Annotated in this window: 15 protein-coding genes; 8 read left to right on the top strand and 7 right to left on the bottom strand. The window is 59.2% G+C overall.

Features of this window, described 5'->3' with window-relative positions; all coding sequences use genetic code 11:
• Positions 1 to 8 precede the first annotated feature (8 nt).
• Positions 9 to 1,928, top strand: coding sequence for a beta-galactosidase (locus J4721_RS00200; protein WP_211001831.1), 1,920 nt, complete (start codon positions 9 to 11; stop codon positions 1,926 to 1,928).
• Between the two features lie 58 nt (positions 1,929 to 1,986).
• On the opposite strand, the gene J4721_RS00195 is transcribed toward J4721_RS00200, so the two are convergent.
• The 3 genes from J4721_RS00195 to J4721_RS00185 all read right to left on the bottom strand — a co-directional run bounded on the left by J4721_RS00195 (position 1,987) and on the right by J4721_RS00185 (position 4,908).
• Positions 1,987 to 2,772, bottom strand: a complete 786-nt coding sequence (locus J4721_RS00195) for an ATP-binding cassette domain-containing protein (protein WP_014873821.1) — start codon at positions 2,770 to 2,772, stop codon at positions 1,987 to 1,989.
• A 1-nt stretch (position 2,773) separates the two neighbouring features.
• Positions 2,774 to 3,895 (bottom strand): ABC transporter permease, encoded by a 1,122-nt coding sequence (locus tag J4721_RS00190; RefSeq protein ID WP_211001830.1) that lies wholly within the window; start codon positions 3,893 to 3,895, stop codon positions 2,774 to 2,776.
• A 62-nt stretch (positions 3,896 to 3,957) separates the two neighbouring features.
• Positions 3,958 to 4,908 (bottom strand): sugar ABC transporter substrate-binding protein, encoded by a 951-nt coding sequence (locus J4721_RS00185; RefSeq protein ID WP_014873819.1) that lies wholly within the window; start codon positions 4,906 to 4,908, stop codon positions 3,958 to 3,960.
• Positions 4,909 to 5,133: 225 nt separating this feature from the next.
• On the opposite strand from J4721_RS00185, the gene J4721_RS00180 reads away from it, so the two are divergent.
• Positions 5,134 to 6,135 carry a LacI family DNA-binding transcriptional regulator gene (locus J4721_RS00180; RefSeq protein ID WP_076619294.1) on the top strand — a complete coding sequence of 334 codons (1,002 nt, stop codon included), beginning with the start codon at positions 5,134 to 5,136 and terminating at the stop codon, positions 6,133 to 6,135.
• Positions 6,136 to 6,197: 62 nt separating this feature from the next.
• Here the strand turns inward: J4721_RS00180 and J4721_RS00175 are convergent, their stop codons facing one another.
• From J4721_RS00175 to J4721_RS00165, 3 genes are read right to left on the bottom strand one after another with little or no spacing between them, the layout of a single operon-like run.
• Positions 6,198 to 7,355 carry a Gfo/Idh/MocA family protein gene (locus J4721_RS00175; RefSeq protein ID WP_211001829.1) on the bottom strand — a complete coding sequence of 386 codons (1,158 nt, stop codon included), beginning with the start codon at positions 7,353 to 7,355 and terminating at the stop codon, positions 6,198 to 6,200.
• An 11-nt stretch (positions 7,356 to 7,366) separates the two neighbouring features.
• Positions 7,367 to 8,260, bottom strand: a complete 894-nt coding sequence (locus J4721_RS00170; protein WP_076619289.1) for a sugar phosphate isomerase/epimerase — start codon at positions 8,258 to 8,260, stop codon at positions 7,367 to 7,369.
• A 22-nt stretch (positions 8,261 to 8,282) separates the two neighbouring features.
• Positions 8,283 to 9,386 (bottom strand): Gfo/Idh/MocA family protein, encoded by a 1,104-nt coding sequence (locus tag J4721_RS00165; protein ID WP_199537343.1) that lies wholly within the window; start codon positions 9,384 to 9,386, stop codon positions 8,283 to 8,285.
• Between the two features lie 119 nt (positions 9,387 to 9,505).
• Here J4721_RS00165 and iolD point away from each other — a divergent pair, with 119 nt between their 5' ends.
• From iolD to iolG, 5 genes are read left to right on the top strand one after another with little or no spacing between them, the layout of a single operon-like run.
• The gene (gene iolD / locus J4721_RS00160; RefSeq protein WP_211001828.1) at positions 9,506 to 11,380 is read left to right on the top strand and encodes a 3D-(3,5/4)-trihydroxycyclohexane-1,2-dione acylhydrolase (decyclizing); all 1,875 of its coding nucleotides are present in this window, start codon (positions 9,506 to 9,508) and stop codon (positions 11,378 to 11,380) included.
• On the top strand, positions 11,380 to 12,372 hold the full coding sequence (gene iolC, locus J4721_RS00155) for a 5-dehydro-2-deoxygluconokinase (RefSeq protein ID WP_211001827.1): 993 nt from the start codon (positions 11,380 to 11,382) through the stop codon (positions 12,370 to 12,372). The genes iolD and iolC overlap by 1 nt, the downstream gene beginning before the upstream one ends.
• A gap of 12 nt (positions 12,373 to 12,384) precedes the next feature.
• A complete protein-coding gene (locus tag J4721_RS00150; RefSeq protein WP_102848714.1) occupies positions 12,385 to 13,242 on the top strand; it encodes a 5-deoxy-glucuronate isomerase in 858 nt (285 codons plus the stop codon).
• Positions 13,239 to 14,078, top strand: coding sequence for a class II fructose-bisphosphate aldolase (locus J4721_RS00145; RefSeq protein WP_211001826.1), 840 nt, complete (start codon positions 13,239 to 13,241; stop codon positions 14,076 to 14,078). The genes J4721_RS00150 and J4721_RS00145 overlap by 4 nt, the downstream gene beginning before the upstream one ends.
• Entirely contained in the window at positions 14,072 to 15,058 is a 987-nt protein-coding gene (gene iolG, locus J4721_RS00140; RefSeq protein ID WP_211001825.1) for an inositol 2-dehydrogenase, read from the top strand. The genes J4721_RS00145 and iolG overlap by 7 nt, the downstream gene beginning before the upstream one ends.
• Before the next feature lie 13 nt (positions 15,059 to 15,071).
• On the opposite strand, the gene J4721_RS00135 is transcribed toward iolG, so the two are convergent.
• Positions 15,072 to 16,256, bottom strand: a complete 1,185-nt coding sequence (locus J4721_RS00135) for a phytanoyl-CoA dioxygenase family protein (RefSeq protein ID WP_102874702.1) — start codon at positions 16,254 to 16,256, stop codon at positions 15,072 to 15,074.
• A 93-nt stretch (positions 16,257 to 16,349) separates the two neighbouring features.
• On the opposite strand from J4721_RS00135, the gene J4721_RS00130 reads away from it, so the two are divergent.
• Positions 16,350 to 17,387, top strand: coding sequence for a LacI family DNA-binding transcriptional regulator (locus tag J4721_RS00130; RefSeq protein ID WP_247655740.1), 1,038 nt, complete (start codon positions 16,350 to 16,352; stop codon positions 17,385 to 17,387).
• Positions 17,388 to 17,557: the final 170 nt, after the last annotated feature.

The following is a 17,557-nucleotide window of genomic DNA, read 5'->3' as shown; positions in this document are numbered from 1 at the left end:
GGACTTTCATGCAGCGCACGCTTGGCACCTGCTACTATCCAGAACATTGGCCGGAAGACATCTGGCAGGAGGACGCCGCGCGCATGGTCGCAGCGGGGCTGACCTGGGTTCGTGTTGGCGAGTTCTCCTGGTCACGAATAGAACCCAACCCCAGTGATCTGAAATGGGACTGGCTGGATCGCGCCATCGACACATTGGTCGCGGCGGGATTGAAAGTGGTGCTGGGCACCCCCACCGCCACCCCGCCCCGGTGGATGGTGGACCGCCACCCGGATATGTTTGCGCTCGATGCAGATGGCAGATCGCGCGGCTTTGGCTCGCGTCGGCACTATTGTTTCAGCCATACAGGCTACCGTGCAGAGGCCCGACGGATCGTCACCCTGATAGCGGAACGCTACGGCCCCGGCGATCGCATCGCCGCATGGCAAACGGACAATGAATACGGCTGCCACGACACCACGATAAGCTACTCCCCGGCCGCAGCCGCCGCCTTCACCCACTGGCTTGAGGCCCGTTTCAAAGGTGACATTTGCGCGCTGAACGCTGCCTGGGGGAACGCGTTCTGGTCGATGGAGTATGAACGCTTTGACCAGATCGGTCTGCCGAACCTCACCGTGACCGAACCGAACCCTGCCCATCTTCAGGCATTTAGGCGGTTTTCATCGGACCAGGTTGTCAGCTTCAACCGCGATCAGGTGGAGATCCTGCGCGCCCATTCCGACGCGCCGATTGCGCATAACTATATGGGACGAGTAACCGACTTTGACCACTACAAGGTCGGAGAGGATCTGGAGATCGCCAGCTGGGACAGCTACCCGTTGGGCTTTCTTGAGGACCGGGTTGGTGCCAGCGCCGAGGATCAGCGCCGGTATGCGCGACAGGGTGACCCGGATTTTCAGGCCTTTCATCATGACCTCTACCGTGCCGTGGGGCGCGGGCGTTGGTGGGTGATGGAACAGCAGCCCGGCCCGGTAAACTGGGCGCCCTACAACCCCGCTCCCCTGCCCGGCATGGTGCGGTTCTGGACCTGGGAGGCTTTTGCCCATGGGGCGGAGGCAGTTTGCTATTTCCGCTGGCGTCAGGCCCCTTTTGCGCAGGAGCAACTCCATGCCGGATTGCTGCGTCCCGATAGTGCAGAGACCCCCGCCATGATCGAGGCCCGTCAGGTGGCCGAAGAACTGACAAGCGCGAGTGAGGTTGCGCCATCGCAGGCTCCTGTGGCGCTGCTCTTCGATTATGATGCAGAATGGGCCTGGCAGGTGCAGCCACATGGTCAAGGTCTGAGTTACTTCGACCTCGTGCTGGATCACTACCGTGCCCTGCGTCGCGCGGGTCTGTCTGTTGACATCATCCCGCCGACCCAAACCGATTTCACCGGATATGAGCTGATCCTTGCCCCCGGTCTGGTACACCTATCGGATGACCTGCGTGGGGCACTGGCCGACGCGACAGGTCTGCGTCTCTATGGTCCGCGAACAGCTGCGCGGGATGAGGATTTCAGGATTCCAACCTCGCCGCTACCGCCTGACCTGCAGGGGCTGGATATTGCCGTCGCAGCCGTTGAAAGCCTCCGACCGGATATGCCGCTGCCACTCGCAAACGGCGACGGCGCAGTTGTCGGCTATCTGGAAACACTGGATGGCGAGGGCAGTGTTCTGATCGAAACCTCAGCTGGGCACGCTGTCGCTGTCGCTGCGGACAATCAGGTCTATTGTGCCGGATGGCTGGATCCGTTGGGCCTGGACCACTTGATCGCAACGCTCTGCACCCGTGCGGGCATAAACATCCGCAAAATGCCCGAGGGTGTACGTATGCGCCAGACCGCGACGGAGGAATTCTGGTTCAACCACCTCGCCGAGCCGGTAGAGACAGAAGTCGGCACGCTCCCGCCTGCAGGAGTTCTGCGCAGGGCGCGCGAAGAGGCCTAAAACAAAATCCGCCGGAGCCTAGTCCCGGCGGATTTTTCTCAATGTATATTCTGTGGCCTCAGACCGTACCGCCAAGGCTTCCCTCAAGCGTTGCCAGTTCCTGCCCGCCTGCCATCATATCCTGCAGTTCCTCGGCAGAGATGTCACCACGCTGCGCAGTCCCAAGGGTCTTGCCCCGGTTCAGAACCGTGAACCGGTCGCCAACTGCAAGAGCATGACGCACATTGTGGGTGATGAATACCACGGCCACCCCCTGCTTGCGCACCTTGTCGATGGTGGCGAGCACATTGGCGGTCTGACGTACACCCAGCGCCGATGTCGGCTCATCCAGAATCAGCACCTTGGCGCCGAAATGCACCGCGCGGGCGATGGCTACGGTCTGACGCTCCCCCCCCGACAGGGTACCAACAGCCTGATCCGGCCCACGTAGATTGATGCCCATCTTGCGCATCTCTTCCATGGTGATGCGATTGGCGTAGTCATGGTCGAACAGCTTCAGCGGGCCGATCTTGCGGATCGGCTCATTCCCCATGAAGAAATTGCGGCTGACTGACATCAGCGGGATCATCGCGAGATGCTGATGCACCGTGGCAATCCCTGCGGCAATCGCATCACGCGGATCCGCAAAATGGAGCGGCTGACCTTCAAACAGAATGTCGCCCTTGGTGGGTTTATGCACCCCGGACATGGTTTTGATGAAGGTAGATTTTCCGGCGCCATTGTCGCCAAGCAGGCAGTGGCATTCACCCGGGAACACATCAACCGAGACACCAGCCAGCGCGATCACACTGCCAAAATGCTTCTCGATGCCCTGCATCCGGATCAAGGGTTGAGACATGGACATATCAGCGCTCCCCTGTAATGACGCGGCGAATATAGGTGTTGAGAATGACCGCAAACAGCAGGATCAGTCCGAGGAACACCCGGAACAGGGAACTCTCGACCCCGGCAAAGAACAATCCCTGCTGCACCACGCCAAAGATCAGCGCGCCTAGCGCGGCACCCAGAACCGAGCCATAGCCACCGGTTAGGAGCGCGCCACCAATCACCACCGCAATGATGGCCTCAAATTCTTTCAGCAAGCCGCGATCCGACCCGGCGCCGCCAAACTCCATCACCTGGCAGGTTGCAAAGACGGTTGCGCAAAAAGCTGTGAACATGAACATCAGGATTTTCACGCGGTTAACAGGCACCCCGGAGTTCCGCGCGGCCTCAGCGTCACCACCCGCCGCAAAGATCCAGTTGCCAAACCGTGTTTTGGTCAGGATCACATGACCGATGATCACCAGCAGGATAGCCCAGACGATGAGCATCGGCAGACCCTCGACCACCGGCTGCCCCTTCCGGGTACCACGTTCAAAAACAGCAATCCAGCCGTTGTCGCCAAACCACTGAAACAGGCCGGTCAGAATTTTACCCCCGAACAGCGCCGCCAACCAATCACCTTCGGCTGCGTCAGCCACGCCACCGATAATGGTTTTACGTTCAATGGTTTGCGGCAGGTAGATAGCAAAGCCACGCAGAATGAAGAGAAACGCCAGTGTCACGATAAAACTGGGCAAACCCGTGCGCACCACGATAAATCCATTCAGCGCACCGATGACCGTGGCGATTGCAAAGGTCACCAGAATAGCCAACCAGACCGGCCAGCCCAGCGTTACGCTGAAAATGGCGATCAACATACCCGCAAAGCCAATCATTGAGCCGACCGACAGGTCAAACTCGCCCGCGATCATCAGCAGGCAGGCACCGACCGCAATGATCATGAACTGGGCGGAGATCTGACTCCAGTTCATCACGCCCTGACTATTGAACATGCCGCTGTCACCGGCAAAAATAAGGAACATCGCGAATACGGTGATGGTGCCGATTATGCCGCCCAATTCGGGTCGGATCATGGCTTCGCGGAATTTCGAACGGGTTTTGATCCGCTCGTCTTCCGCAAATTGGGTAGGTGCGTCAGACATTGTACTCTCTCTGAAATAAGGGGCGGCCGATGTGTTTCAGCCGCCCGCACTTGGGGAGATGGTTACCGGTACTCGCCCGCGAACTCTTCGACCTTTTCCAGGCCGTCCTTGGTCACAAAACCAGGGCCAGAGTTGATGTTGTTGCCGGGCAGCACGCCGTAGCGGTGGTAATTGGTCAGAACCACAACTGGCAGATAGGCCTGCAGGAAGGGCTGCTGATCGATCCCCCAGTTGATAACACCGGATTTCAGACCTTTGACGATTTCCTCACCCAGATCGAAGGTGCCGAAATAAATGTCGCCAGCCATACCGTTTTCGTCCAGCGCCAGCAGGGTTGGATCCGCCGAGGTCGGGCCGAGAGTCAGAATCGCGTCAGTTTCCGGGTTGGTATTGAGATAGGCCAGAACGCGGTTCTTGATTTCCGCCGGATCCTGTCCGCTGTCGATCATCTGATCGCCGAGATCCACACCCAGCCCGTCGGCAAAGCCCTGACACCGTTCTGTCGACGAGGGCGAACTGATGTAGTGGTTCACGCAGAGGAAACTGCCGACACCGTCCGCTTTGGCACGCATACCCGCCGCGTGGCCTGCATCATATTCTGGCTGACCGACATACATCAGGGCGCCGACTTCGCGGGCCTGATCCGGGGTGCCGGAATTCATGATGATCACATCCACTCCGCTGTCCACGGCTGCTTTGATAGGACCAGACAATACATCATAGTCGGACAGGGTCGTGATGATGCCGTTGGGCCCGGAGGCTGCTGCCTGCTCAATGATCCGCGCCATATCGGCGAGGTCACCAGTCGGCGGGTTACGATACTCCACCTCCACATTCATCTGTTCGCCGGCCAGAGCGATCCCGTTCTTAATGGTGTTCCACCAGCTGTCACTGTCGGGGGCGTGGCTGACGAGGATATATTTCTCACCCTCGGCAGACGCTGTTGTTGCCAGCATCATCGGCGCCGCTGCAACCGTTGTTGCGAGCATAAATGTCTTGAAGATTGACGTCATTCTTTCCTCCCAAAGTTTTACCGTCACGATCGCGTCCGGGCGGTCCCATTCGCGTCGGGGATCAGGATAACCACGAATCGATTTTTTTTGCAACCGGTTGCAATTTGTGGCAGCATTTTTTCTGCTGAACTCGAATTGGATCCGCGATAGACACTCTGATCCGGTGCGCAGCCGGTTGCACAGGTGGATGGGCCCCCGATGGCCCTGACAAGAGGAAGAGCAGGAATGGCTGTAACGTTAAAAGATGTGGCAGAACGAGCGCAGGTCTCGCGATCAGCGGTATCGCGCACATTCACCGATGGCGCATCAGTCTCCGAAAAGATGCGGCGCAAGGTCGAGAAGGCCGCGCAGGAACTCGGCTACAGTCCGAACGCATTAGCCTCCTCTCTGACAACTGGGCGCACCAAGCTGATTGGCCTCGTCTCCAACAACTTTCACAACCCGATTTTCCTCGAAGTCTTCGACCGGTTCACGCGCCGGCTGCAGGATCGCGGCCTGCGACCACTGCTGGTAAATCTCTCCGATGAAACGGACCCGGAAAACTCGGTGCGGATGTTGCGACAGTATTCCGTGGATGGTGTCGTTGTAGCCTCATCTACCCTCCCGCCAGGCTTTGCCAAGGCATTTCGCGATGCTGGCGTGCCGGTGGTTCACAGTTTTGGCCGCTCATCTTCCACACCGCAGGTACATGTTGTGGGGATCGACAACGTCGAATGCGGCCGCATGGCTGCACGCACACTTGTAGCCCGCGGATACAATAAGGTCGCTTTCATGGGCGGCCCGCAAACCGCAACCTCAACTCAGGATCGTTGCAAGGGTTTCACATCCGAGATGGAGGCCCATCCAGAGATCACTGCAACACATAGTTTTGCGGAGGATTATTCTTTCGAGGCAGGCCGCCGCGAAATGCTCCGCCTGCTACAAGACGACCCAGCAGAAGCCTATTTCTGCGGTGATGACGTCTTGTCGATCGGGGCACTCAGTGCGATCCGCGAACAGGGCCTGCAGGTGCCGCAGGATGTTGGCGTTATCGGCCTCAACGACATGGAAATGGCGCGATGGGAAAATATTGACCTCACCACTATTCACCAGCCGATTGAACAGATCGTCAATTCCTCAATTGAGCTGGTCGCGGCTATGCTGGACGAACCTGATCGCTATCCAGAAGCCCGCATTTTTCCCTGCCATGTCGTGGAGCGCGGAACGCTGCGGCCGCAAAAAACCTGAACCACCCGGCAAAGAAGACAGGCGTTAGAAATCCGGCGCCTGCCCTCGAACCAACGCTTCAGCTAGCGAAACATAGGCGGGCGAGCATCCACCCAAGCCCCGTCTGTCGCACCGCTTTCAGCCACCGCAAAAACCGCCGCCATGGAGCGCAACCCGTCCTCTGCCCGCGGGTATAGGTCAGCGGCGGGATCTATCGGACGCCCCGCTTTGTCGGCACTGATCGCCTCAGCCAAGTCGCTATAAATATTGGCAAAAGCCAGCGGCATCCCCTCGGCATGACCGATGGTCACACGACTGGTACGATCTGCCTCAGGGCTGAGATTGGCCTCTCCACGTTCGATCACTTGCAAGCGCTCTCCCAGCGGCATCCAATAGAGCTGGTTCGGCTGTTCCTGCGACCAGCGCAGACCGCCCTTTTCACCGAATACCTGCAAGGTCAGCCCATGCTGGCGTCCGATTGCCACCGATGAGGTCCAGAGCCGCCCGACGGTACCGCCATCAAAGCGCATATTGACCATGGCGTCATCTTCCAGAACCCGGCTCTCGATACAGCTGACGGTATCCGCCGACAGGCGCTCCAGCTCCTGACCAATGACAAAACTCGCCATATGCAGCGCGTGAATGCCGCAATCCGCGAATTGGGCCGAGACCCCGGCCTGCGCCGGATCATAGCGCCAGCGCACCCGCGGATTATCCGCATCGGCAGCATCCGCATGATGCCCATGGGCAAATTCCGCCTTCACGAGACGGATTTTACCAAGATCACCGCGCGCGACCATCGCCTTCATATGACGGACCAGAGAATATCCGGAATAGCCATAATTCACGGCGCAGATCTTTCCCTGTGCCTTGGCGATTTTGACGATTTCCTCGCCTTCCTCAATGGTCATGGTCATCGGCTTTTCACACAGCACATGAAAACCCGCCTCAAGAAAGTTTTTGGTAATCTCAAAATGCGTGGCATTGGGAGTCGCCACAGTCACCAGATCAACCCGGTCGTCGCGGTTGCGCTCCCCCTCCAGCATCTCCTGCCAGTCGCCATAGGCGCGATCCGCCGCAAGCCCCAGCCGCTGACCATAGGCGCGTCCCTCTTCTGGACGGTGATCCAAGGCCCCTGCCGCAAAATCGAAGGCACCATCCAGCCCCGCGCCCAGACGGTGAGCCGGCCCGATCTGGCTGCCTTCGCCGCCACCGATCATCCCCCATTTCAATTTTGTCATGGTGCCGCTCCCTAGTTGAAACCGATAGATTCAAGGTATTCGCGGTTCGCCCGTGCATCCCCTACCGGGTCGGGATCCAGTGTCGGGTCGCAATCCTGCTCAACCGTACACCAACCGGAAAACCCAGCCTCGACAAGCAGTTGCCGGACCGCTGGAAAGTCGACGTCCCCCTCGCCGAGATTGCAGAAAATCCCCTGCCCGCAGGCATCATAGAAATTTGTCCGCTTGGCGATCACATCGGCCTTCACCTTCGGATCGATGTCCTTGAAGTGCATGTAGCTGATACGGTCCATATGCCGTTTCATGAAGGCAACCGGATCAAATCCGGCATAGGAATGATGGCCGGTGTCGAAACAGATCTTGAGGATTTTGTCATCAACCTCGTTTAACAGCCGCTCAAGCTCCAGCTCAAAATCCATGAACCCCGCTGCATGGGCGTGGATGCCAACGGTCAACCCATATTCCTCAGTGCCGATCTGGGCCACGGTGGCCAGCCGGTCGCGGAATGCTGACCATTCTGCTTGGTTCATCTGCTCAGCCTCCGATGCGCGACCGGCGGTCGGCGCCCGGCGGGGCGAGATGGAATCAATCAGAACCAGATGCTGCGCTCCATGCGCCTGCAGCGCCTTGCAGGTGCGATGCGCCCCGTCCAGAACATCATCCCATTGGTCCGGATCATGGAAGGCACGGAAGACGACGCCGCCGATCAATTCCAGATCATATTCCGCCAGCGCATCTCGTAGGATCGCTGGATCTTCCGGCATATAGCCCACAGGACCCAGTTCAATCCCCTTATAACCAGCCTCGGCGCAGTCCTTCAGAACGCTGCGCCATTCCGGGTTACGAGGGTCCTGCGCGAATTCTACCCCCCAGGAACATGGGGCATTGCCAATTCTGATCGTCATTTTGCAGTGCTTTCTTAGATACTTAGAACGTGGATACGGTTTGCCAGGACCGCGCTTCAGAGGCGGCCATGGCAGCAGCAATCACCTGGTTTACGGCCATACCGTCCTCAAACGTTGGCCAGACCGGTGTCTGTGTTTCAATGGCGCGCAGGAAATCTCGCGCCTCGATCAGGATCTGATCCTGATAACCGGTGCCGTGCCCCGGCCCCTGGCAAAATGGCAGATAGTCGGGATGCGCAGGGCCAGTCAGGATTTTACGGAAACCGCGCGTGGCCTCGTCGCCCTCGCTGAGATAAAGCCAAAGCGCGTTCTGATCCTCTTGGTCAAAACGGATCGCGCCCTTTGTACCTGTGATTTCATAGGCGTAGCCCATCTTGCGGCCCGTCGCGATACGACTGAAGAACATCTGCCCCATCGCCCCATTGGCAAAACGGCACATCAGCTGCCCCTGGTCGTCATTGGTGACACGGCCACCGGGGCGGTCCGTATGAACGGTCTCAACCTCTGCGATAAGTTCCGCGATCGGCCCAATCAGCGCCATCGCACCATTGATCATATGGGGCGCAAGATCGCCCATGGTGCCATTGGCTTCGCCTTCCGTACGCCATGTCGCGGGGGCATCCGGGTCGGCATAGAAATCTTCAGTATGCTCGCCACGAAACCAGGTCACCTCCCCGATCAGGCCATCTGCAATCAGCTGACGCGCATATTGGCTGGCAGGGGTTCGAATGTAGTTGAACCCGACCATATTGGGACAGCCTGACACTTTCGCCGCTGCCACCATGGCACGACTATCAGACAGGGATGCCCCCAGCGGCTTTTCACAAAAAACGGGCTTGCCCAGCGCAAAGGCCGCCTCGGCCACGACACGATGAGTCTGCTGTGGGGATGCGATGACGATCGCCTCAACCTTGGGGTCGTTGACCAGCACCTGCCAGTCGTCTGTTGCGCGTTGAAACCCATAGGCCCGCTGGTACCGCTCTGCACTGGCGGCAGTCGTGGCGCAGACCATTTCCAGACGTGGGCGCAAAGCGGTGTCGAACACAGCCCCCACTGCGGCCATGGCGACGGCATGCGCCTTACCCATGTAGCCCCCGCCGAGAATTCCGATGCCGATTTCGGTCATTCTGGCCTCCCAAACCATCAAATTCAATTTGCAACCGGTTGCAAAACTTGTATCTTGGGATTCGACATCTCGCAAGATCAAATCGACCCGACCACAGACCATCCCAGGGATCCCTGCTTATGACGACGCCGCCGAAAACAGTTAAACTGACCACCGCCCAGGCCATCATCCGATGGCTGTCCAATCAGTTCATAGAGGTCGATGGCGAGGAGTTGCGCCTTTGTGGCGGCGGCTTTGGCATCTTCGGTCATGGCAATGTGACCTGCCTGGGCGAAGCGCTCTACGAGGCGCGTGACGCGCTGCCGCTCTATCGCGGCCAGAATGAACAAAGCATGGGCTTTGCGGCAGCTGGATATGCCAAGCAATGGCTGCGCCAGCGGTTCATGTTCTGCACCGCCAGTGCCGGCCCGGGCACATCAAACCTCCTCACCTCTGCGGCTCTGGCCCATGCCAACCGCTTGCCGATGCTGATGCTCTGTGGCGATACCTTTCTTACCCGTCTGCCGGATCCGGTCTTGCAGCAGATGGAGAATTTCAACGATCCGACCTTTGGCGTGAACGATGCCTTCAAGCCCGTGTCGCGATATTGGGATCGCATCACGCATCCGGCGCAGATTATTCAATCGCTGCCTGCCGCAATTGCCACCATGCTGGATCCCGGCGACTGCGGCCCCGCCTTCCTCGGTTTGCCGCAGGATGTGCAGGGATGGACCTATGATTACCCAGAGGTATTCTTTGAGAAGAAAATTCATCGCATTCGCCGTGTTACTCCGGATGCTTCCGAGATTGCAGAGGCTGCTGCCGCTCTGCGTGGCGCCAAACGCCCGATGATCATCGCAGGCGGCGGGGTGCAATACAGTCGCGCCGTTGCGGAGTTGACCGCCTTTGCCGAAACGCATCAGATCCCGGTTGTTGAAACCATCGCCGGTCGCGCCAACCTGCGTGACACCCATCCACTCAATATCGGCCCTATCGGGGTCACCGGATCGGACAGCGCCAATGCGATTGCCGCGGAGGCGGATGTGATCCTTGCGGTGGGCACCCGGCTACAGGATTTCACGACCGGATCCTGGACAGCATTTGCACAGGATGCCCAATTTATCTCTGTCAACGCTGCCCGGCATGATGCAGGCAAGCACCGCTCGCTCCCCGTTGTCGGCGACGCTCAGTGCGCCCTGCTCGACCTTGGTGCCGCTTGCGAAGGGTACAGCACCCCGCAAGACTGGGTGGCCCGCGCGCAAGAAGAGCGCCACAGCTGGGTGGCCTATGTGGCTGACAATGTCTGCTACGGAGACAATCGACCCAATTCCTATGCACAGGCCATTGGCGTGGTAAATGCGCTCTGCAATCCGAAGGACCGTGTGGTTGCGGCGGCTGGTGGCCTTCCGGCCGAAGTGACCGCAAACTGGCGCACGCTGGAACCCGGCACGGTCGATGTGGAGTTCGGTTTTTCCTGCATGGGGTATGAAATTGCCGGAGCCTGGGGGGCACGCATCGCCCAAGCCGAGCGTGAAACAGACCGTGACACCATCGTCTTTGTCGGTGACGGATCCTACATGATGCTGAACTCTGATATCTATTCCAGCGTTCTCAGCCAGAAGAAACTGATCATTCTGGTCCTGGACAATGGCGGCTTTGCGGTCATCAACAAGTTGCAGAACAACACTGGTAACACCAGCTTCAACAACCTGCTGGAGGATTGCCCAACCATTCCCGAAGCCTTTGGCGTTGATTTTGCCAGCCATGCGGCCTCGATGGGGGCACTCACCGAAACCGTCGCCAACCCGGCAGAGCTGGGAGAGGCGTTCAAACGCGCGCAAGCAAGCGACCGTACGACAGTCATCGTGATGAAGGTGGACGCCTATGAGGGCTGGACCACCGAAGGCCACGCCTGGTGGGAGGTAGGCACGCCGCATACCACCAATGACCCCAAAGTGCAGGAGGCCCATGTCGATTGGGAAACCAGCCGTAGTAAGCAGCGGCGGGGCGTGTGATGGATCAGCCAAGCAAGGCTCGCTCGGACCTGGCAGGGCGCAATTTTTTAGTCATAGGTCGGGTCGGCATGGACCTGTGCCCGACCCCTGCTGGCACCGCCACCGCTGATGCACAGGACATGATGGTCGCCATGGGCGGCAGCAGCGCCAATATCGCGGCAGGTCTGGTCAAAATGGGGTGCAGATCCGCACTGGTCACCAGCGTGTCCGATGATGCCGTGGGGTGGTACTGCCTCAACCAGCTGGATCACTACGGTGTTGACCGGACTCACGTGAAACGCATCACCGGCGAGTATCGAACCTCGCTTGCGGTCTATGAAAGCCGGGTCGAAGACCACCAAAGCGTGATCTACCGCAACAACGCCGCCGATTTTCAGATGACCATCGCGGATGTGGAGGCGGTGGACTACAGCCAATACAGCGCACTGATCACCGCTGGCACGGTGTTTGCAGCTGAGCCATCACGCAGCGCTACCTTCCGCGCCTTTGATCTGGCCCGCGCGGCCGGGCTGCCGATCATCTTTGATGTGGACTACCGCCCCTATAGCTGGCCCTCACCTGAAGTGGCTGCTGATGTCCTGTCTCGCGCAGGCGCGATGTCCGATATCATTGTCGGCAATGACGAGGAATTCGGCTTCATGGCTGGCGGCATCGACAAAGGCCTCGCCAAAGCTCGCGCACTGGCGGAAACCAGCGCCTCTGTCGTGGTCTACAAGATGGGCCCCAAGGGCGCCGTCACCTTCGCTGATGGGCAGGAAATCCGCACCGGCATCTATCCCGTTGACGCGCTGAAACCAACCGGCGCCGGCGACAGTTTCATGGCCGGTTTTCTCGCCTCCCTCTCCGAAGGGCATCCGATGAAGGATGCCATTCTACGTGGCTCGGCCTGTGCTTCCGTTGTGGTGGCCAAACCCGGCTGCGCCCCCGCCATGCCCGATCTTGCTGCGCTGGAGGCGTTTCTTGCAACGCATCCCGGCGCCACCGAAATTTGAAAGGACCCGCAAATGCATATCGCCCCTCATGACAACCAGAACAAAGCCATTGTAGAGGCCGAAAACGACCTGGTGCCACTGAACTATTTTAACATCGTCAAACTGACCAAGGGCCAAACCTTTGAGTATCAGGTCCCGGGATATGAGACCTGCATCGTCCCCGCGACGGGCACTGTCGATATCGAGGTCGAAGGCCTGAGCTACGCGGGCGTCGGCAATCGCACCGTCGACGTCTGGGATGGTGAGCCGGAGGGCGTCTATATTCCCGTCGGGGCCAAGGTGACCATCACCTGCACAACAGATGCGACCGAAACCTTCATCGCCGGGGCCAAATATGACAAGGTGCTGGAACCTTTTGACGTGCGCGCAGGCGGCATTGACAAGGTCCAATACGGTTCTGACGACACCAAGACCCACCGCAAGATTAAACATATCTTGGGTCAGAAACAGCACGACAAGGTCGGCCGCTTGCTGGTGTCGGAACTGTTCACTGTGGGTCAGGGCGGCTGGTCCGGCTTTCCGGCGCACAAGCACGACACCGATCGCAAGGACGCGGATGGCAACATCATCGAAACGCGCCACGACGAAACCTATAACTTCCGCTTCCGTCCCAACCACGGCTCTGGCGTCCAGATCCTGCAACGCGAAGAGGGCAAGCCGGGGGACGCTTATCAGTTGATGGATGGCTCCACGATCATGATCGACAAGGGCTATCACCCCTGCGCCGTGATGCCAGGATATGAGATGTATTATTTCACCATCCTTGGCGGTCTGAGCCAGCGCAGCCTGATCCAGTATTTCCAGCCGACCCATGCCTATCAGGTCGAAACGATCCCCGGCATCAAAGACATGGTGGCCAAGTTTAAATGACCATTGCAACTCTGGCTGAGGTCCTACAACCGGCCCTGCGCGATGGCTATGCCGTCGCCGGGCTGGTGACGCTGGGCTGGGAAGACATGCGCGCCTATGTGGCTGCTGCTGAAGCCGAAGGCGTGCCGGTCATCCTGCAGGCCGGCCCGTCCTGTCGCGTCCATACGCCGCTACCGATCCTGGGCAAGATGTTCCGCCATCTGGCCGAAGGCGCATCGGTCCCAGTGGTCGCCCATCTCGACCATGGCTACACGGCTGAGGACTGCCGCATTGCCATCGACAGCGGCTTTACCTCTGTGATGTTCGATGGCTCGCGCAACGCTTTGGAAGACAACATCGCTGAAACCGCCGCCATCGTCGGTATGGCACATGCCGCAGGCGTGTCTTGCGAGGGAGAGATCGGCTTTGTCGGCTACTCGGGTGGCGAAGGATCCGCAGGTACCCACCCGCAGGAGGCACGGCAATTCGCACAAGAAACAGGCGTTGATGCCATGGCGATCTCGGTCGGCAATGTGCATCTGCAACAGGACAAGGAAGGCGGACTCGATATCGACCGCATCCGCGCCATTGAAGCTATCACCGAGGTGCCGCTGGTGATCCACGGCGGCTCCGGCGTGCCGGTAGCGCAGCGCAAGATGCTGGCCCGCGAGTCGCGTATCTGCAAATTCAATATCGGCACCGAATTGCGCATGGCCTTTGGGGCCGCAATGCGCGATGCGGTGAATAGCGATCCGGACCGTTTCGACAGGGTAAGCATCCTGTCCGAGACCCATGATCCGGTCGTTGCTGCGGCGCGCAGCGTTCTTCGCGCCTTCAAGGGAGAGACACAATGTTGAATATCGGCCTTCTGGGCTGCGGACGCATCGGGCAGGTCCATGCGCGATCTGTGGGGCAATTGGACGGAGTGCGCGTTACCGCGGTTGCTGACGCAATGCCGGATGCCGCGAATGTGCTGGCCAGCAAGATCGGCGCGGATGTGCGCGAAGCCTCAGCCCTGATCACCAGCGCGGACGTAGACGCGGTGGTCATCGGCACTCCAACTGATACGCATTACGACCTGATCCATCAGGCCGCTGCCGCAGGTAAGGCGATCTTCTGCGAGAAGCCCGTCGATATGTCCGCTGACCGCATTCGCGATTGTCAAAAGGTGGTGACAGAGGCTGGTGTTGCCTTCCTCACGGCATTCAACCGTCGCTTCGACCCCAATTTTGCCAATCTGCAACAGCGCCTTCGGGCAGGCGAGATCGGTGATGTGGAGATCGTCTCGATCCTGTCACGCGATCCCTCTCCGCCGCCGATCAGTTATATCAAGACCTCTGGCGGACTGTTCCGGGACATGATGATCCATGATTTCGACATGGCGCGCTTCCTATTGGCCGAGGAACCCGTACAGGTCTTCGCGGTTGGTTCGGCGTTGGTTGATCCTGCCATTGGGGAGGTCGGCGATGTAGACACAGCCGCTGTCACGCTCACCACGGCCAGCGGAAAAATTTGCCAGATCTCCAACTCTCGGCGGGCCACATATGGCTACGATCAGCGGGTTGAAGTGCATGGCTCCAAGGGAATGCTCCGTGCAGCCAATATGCTGGAAAACACGGTGGAAGTGGCCGGGAGCACCGGTTTTCAGACTGCCCCGGCGCAGCACTTCTTTCTTGAACGCTATGAAGCAGCCTATCGCAACGAGATGGCGCGATTTGTCGAAGCCGTACAAACCGGCAGCACCCCCTCCCCCAGCATCGACGACGGGCTGCGCGCCCAGATGCTGGCCGATGCCGCCGCCAAATCTCTTGAGACGGGGGCACCGGTCGCATTGTAAGCGATCAGATTCCTTACGCTTGGCGGCGCATGTCCTGCGCCGCCAGCGCCTTATTGAAACGCTCAGACGTCCACCCCTCGGCAAGGGCCTGATGAAACAGTCCGGCCTGTGTTTGAGGGGCTAAACCACCCACCGGCGGATCGCGGTCCAGATTGGTTGGGAAAGAATACCCCTCTGCGCAGGCTGCAATTGCTGCGGCCTGATCAGCCTCACTCATGGCCCCCGCACGCTTCAGTTTGACCAGTGCCGGGAAAAGCCGTTCCGACATGCCGCGCCGATCCACGGTCTCCATTGCACGCCCAAAGGCAGACGAGACCTGCAACAGGTTCGCCATGCGCTGAATATCCTCCGACCGGTTGGCTCCGGCGGCATGAAACAAAGCCGGGTTGAAGAAGACAGCATCCCCCTTCGCCAAGGGCAACTGCACGCAATGTTCTTCGAAATAAGCCCGGAAGTCCGCGCGCCTCCAAGCTGCATAGCCCGCACGGTATTGCTGCGAAAACGGAAGCAGCTTGGTCGGACCACTTTCCACGGGCATATCGGTGTGGGCCACGGCCCCCTGCAAGGTCAGAACCGGCGACAGATCATGCACATGGGCCGGATATTGCGCGGATGTGTCTGCCGTTTGAAAGCCCAGATGATAGTCACGATGCGCCTGCTGTGCGGCACCGCCCGGTCGCACCAGATTGATCTGCGCCGTCATCTGGTAGTTCGGCCCCAGCCAAGCTTCGCAAACCGCTGCGACAGATGTGTTGCCAAAGTAGCGAGCGAAAACATCTGGCGCCGCTTCGCAGAGTTTTTGCAGCGCATTCCAGATCCGGTCATTTGCCCCTGCGGTGGCAAAATGATCTGCGCTCTCGCCGGTCGCGGCCTTCTCGTCTGCGATGATACGGTTATAGATGACGGTGGCCGCATCAATCGGCGCCAATTCCTGAAAGGCACCCTGTAAGACCAGAACACCCGCCCCGTATCGCAACCCATGCGCCCATTCCGCCATCAACCGCTGGCGCGCGCGGACATCGCTCAGCGTCTCGCCCAGCGCGGCCATGTCATAGATCGGGATATTCTTCTCGATCTTGCTGGCCAACGGAACTTGGTCGGGCGTCAGTTCCTGTTCAACCTGCGCAGCGAAATCACTCAGTGCACATCCTTCGGGATCAAAATAGGCCTGCTCCATCGGTGTAGCAGCAACTGTCATCGTGGCCTCCTCTCTGCCGTATTTTTTGCTATGAGGAGAGATTGCCGGGTCGGGCGCTTGTGGTCAGCGCGCAAATCCATCAAAAATACATCAATGAGTCATCCTTTTCCGATCAAGGATATCGCCCGGCAATCCGGGCTGAGCACGGCAACTGTGGACCGTGTCCTGAACGAACGCGCCAATGTCAGTCCCCGCAGCCGGGCCCGTGTTAGCGCAGCCATCGCCGAACTGGAGGGGCAGGAACAACAACTCTCAGCACGCGGGCGGCGGCTTCATTTCGACGTCGTGGCGGAAGCGCCCGAACGGTTCAGCCGGGAAATTCGGCACGCGACTGAGGCCGTCCTGCCATCCATTGGTCCGGCGGTGATCCACACCCGCTTTAGTTTTCGCCAGATCATGTCCGCGCCAGACTGCATCGCCCTGCTGCGGCAGATCGTCAAGCGTGGCAGTCACGGGGTCGTGTTGAAGGTACGGGATTTGCCTGAGATCAACGCGATGGTCGCGGAATTAGACGGCAAGGGCATTCCGGTTGTCTGCGTCTTTACGGACCTGCCCGGAAGTGTTCGCCGCGCCTATTGCGGCCCGGACAACTACGCGGCGGGCCAGTCGGCAGCCTATATGATCGACAAATGTCTGCCGGGAAGTCCACCGCCCGGGGCAACCATCCTCACCACGCTCAGCCAATTGGCGTTTCACGGCGAGGCTCAAAGGCGACATGGCTTCCTCAGGCTGATGTCAAACCGCCGCCCGGATCTGCGGCTGATGACGGTTGAGGCCGGGGCCGGGCTGGCACTTGAAACCAGAGCGTTGCTGCAGGAGAAACTGTCCGCTCCGGACATTGGGCCGATACTGGGCGTCTATTCCATGGGCGGGGCCAATCGCGCCATATTGGAACTGCTGAAGAGTCATGCTCAGGTCCCCCGCGCCTATATCGCCCATGATCTGGATAGTGAGAACAGAACACTGTTGCGGCAGGGGAAAATAACCGTCGCCTTGCAGCACGACATTGCCAGCGACATGCGCAATGCCTTCCTCAGCCTGCTCTACGCCAACCAGATCCTTAAGGCACCGCCCGTCGCGACTCAGAGCCGAATTTCCATGGTCACACCCTTTGACTGCGCTGGAAACTGATCTGGGCACGCTGCTTCTGGGCGGATCACACCTCCGAAATAAAATCGCCGTCTGGCGGGTTTCAGCGACGCCAAGCCGCATATGACCTTTTGAATGCACGCCCCAACTGGGGACCTGTCAGAGCCGCGCGTCGAACAGCTATTTTTCACTCCGAAAGTTGCAATTTTTGT

It is taken from the genome of Phaeobacter sp. HS011, assembly GCF_018101215.1.
Classification (GTDB): Bacteria; Pseudomonadota; Alphaproteobacteria; order Rhodobacterales; family Rhodobacteraceae; genus Phaeobacter; species Phaeobacter inhibens.
The sequence above is the reverse complement of the archived record's forward strand: the minus strand, read 5'-3'. Positions and strand labels throughout refer to the sequence as shown.

Coding starts and splice junctions, on each gene's coding strand:
- J4721_RS00200 (WP_211001831.1), top strand. CDS start 9: ATGCAGCGCACGCTTGGCACCTGCTACTATCCAGAACATTGGCCGGAA.
- J4721_RS00195 (WP_014873821.1), bottom strand. CDS start 2,772: ATGTCCATGTCTCAACCCTTGATCCGGATGCAGGGCATCGAGAAGCAT.
- J4721_RS00190 (WP_211001830.1), bottom strand. CDS start 3,895: ATGTCTGACGCACCTACCCAATTTGCGGAAGACGAGCGGATCAAAACC.
- J4721_RS00185 (WP_014873819.1), bottom strand. CDS start 4,908: ATGACGTCAATCTTCAAGACATTTATGCTCGCAACAACGGTTGCAGCG.
- J4721_RS00180 (WP_076619294.1), top strand. CDS start 5,134: ATGGCTGTAACGTTAAAAGATGTGGCAGAACGAGCGCAGGTCTCGCGA.
- J4721_RS00175 (WP_211001829.1), bottom strand. CDS start 7,355: ATGACAAAATTGAAATGGGGGATGATCGGTGGCGGCGAAGGCAGCCAG.
- J4721_RS00170 (WP_076619289.1), bottom strand. CDS start 8,260: ATGACGATCAGAATTGGCAATGCCCCATGTTCCTGGGGGGTAGAATTC.
- J4721_RS00165 (WP_199537343.1), bottom strand. CDS start 9,386: ATGACCGAAATCGGCATCGGAATTCTCGGCGGGGGCTACATGGGTAAG.
- iolD (WP_211001828.1), top strand. CDS start 9,506: ATGACGACGCCGCCGAAAACAGTTAAACTGACCACCGCCCAGGCCATC.
- iolC (WP_211001827.1), top strand. CDS start 11,380: ATGGATCAGCCAAGCAAGGCTCGCTCGGACCTGGCAGGGCGCAATTTT.
- J4721_RS00150 (WP_102848714.1), top strand. CDS start 12,385: ATGCATATCGCCCCTCATGACAACCAGAACAAAGCCATTGTAGAGGCC.
- J4721_RS00145 (WP_211001826.1), top strand. CDS start 13,239: ATGACCATTGCAACTCTGGCTGAGGTCCTACAACCGGCCCTGCGCGAT.
- iolG (WP_211001825.1), top strand. CDS start 14,072: ATGTTGAATATCGGCCTTCTGGGCTGCGGACGCATCGGGCAGGTCCAT.
- J4721_RS00135 (WP_102874702.1), bottom strand. CDS start 16,256: ATGACAGTTGCTGCTACACCGATGGAGCAGGCCTATTTTGATCCCGAA.
- J4721_RS00130 (WP_247655740.1), top strand. CDS start 16,350: ATGAGTCATCCTTTTCCGATCAAGGATATCGCCCGGCAATCCGGGCTG.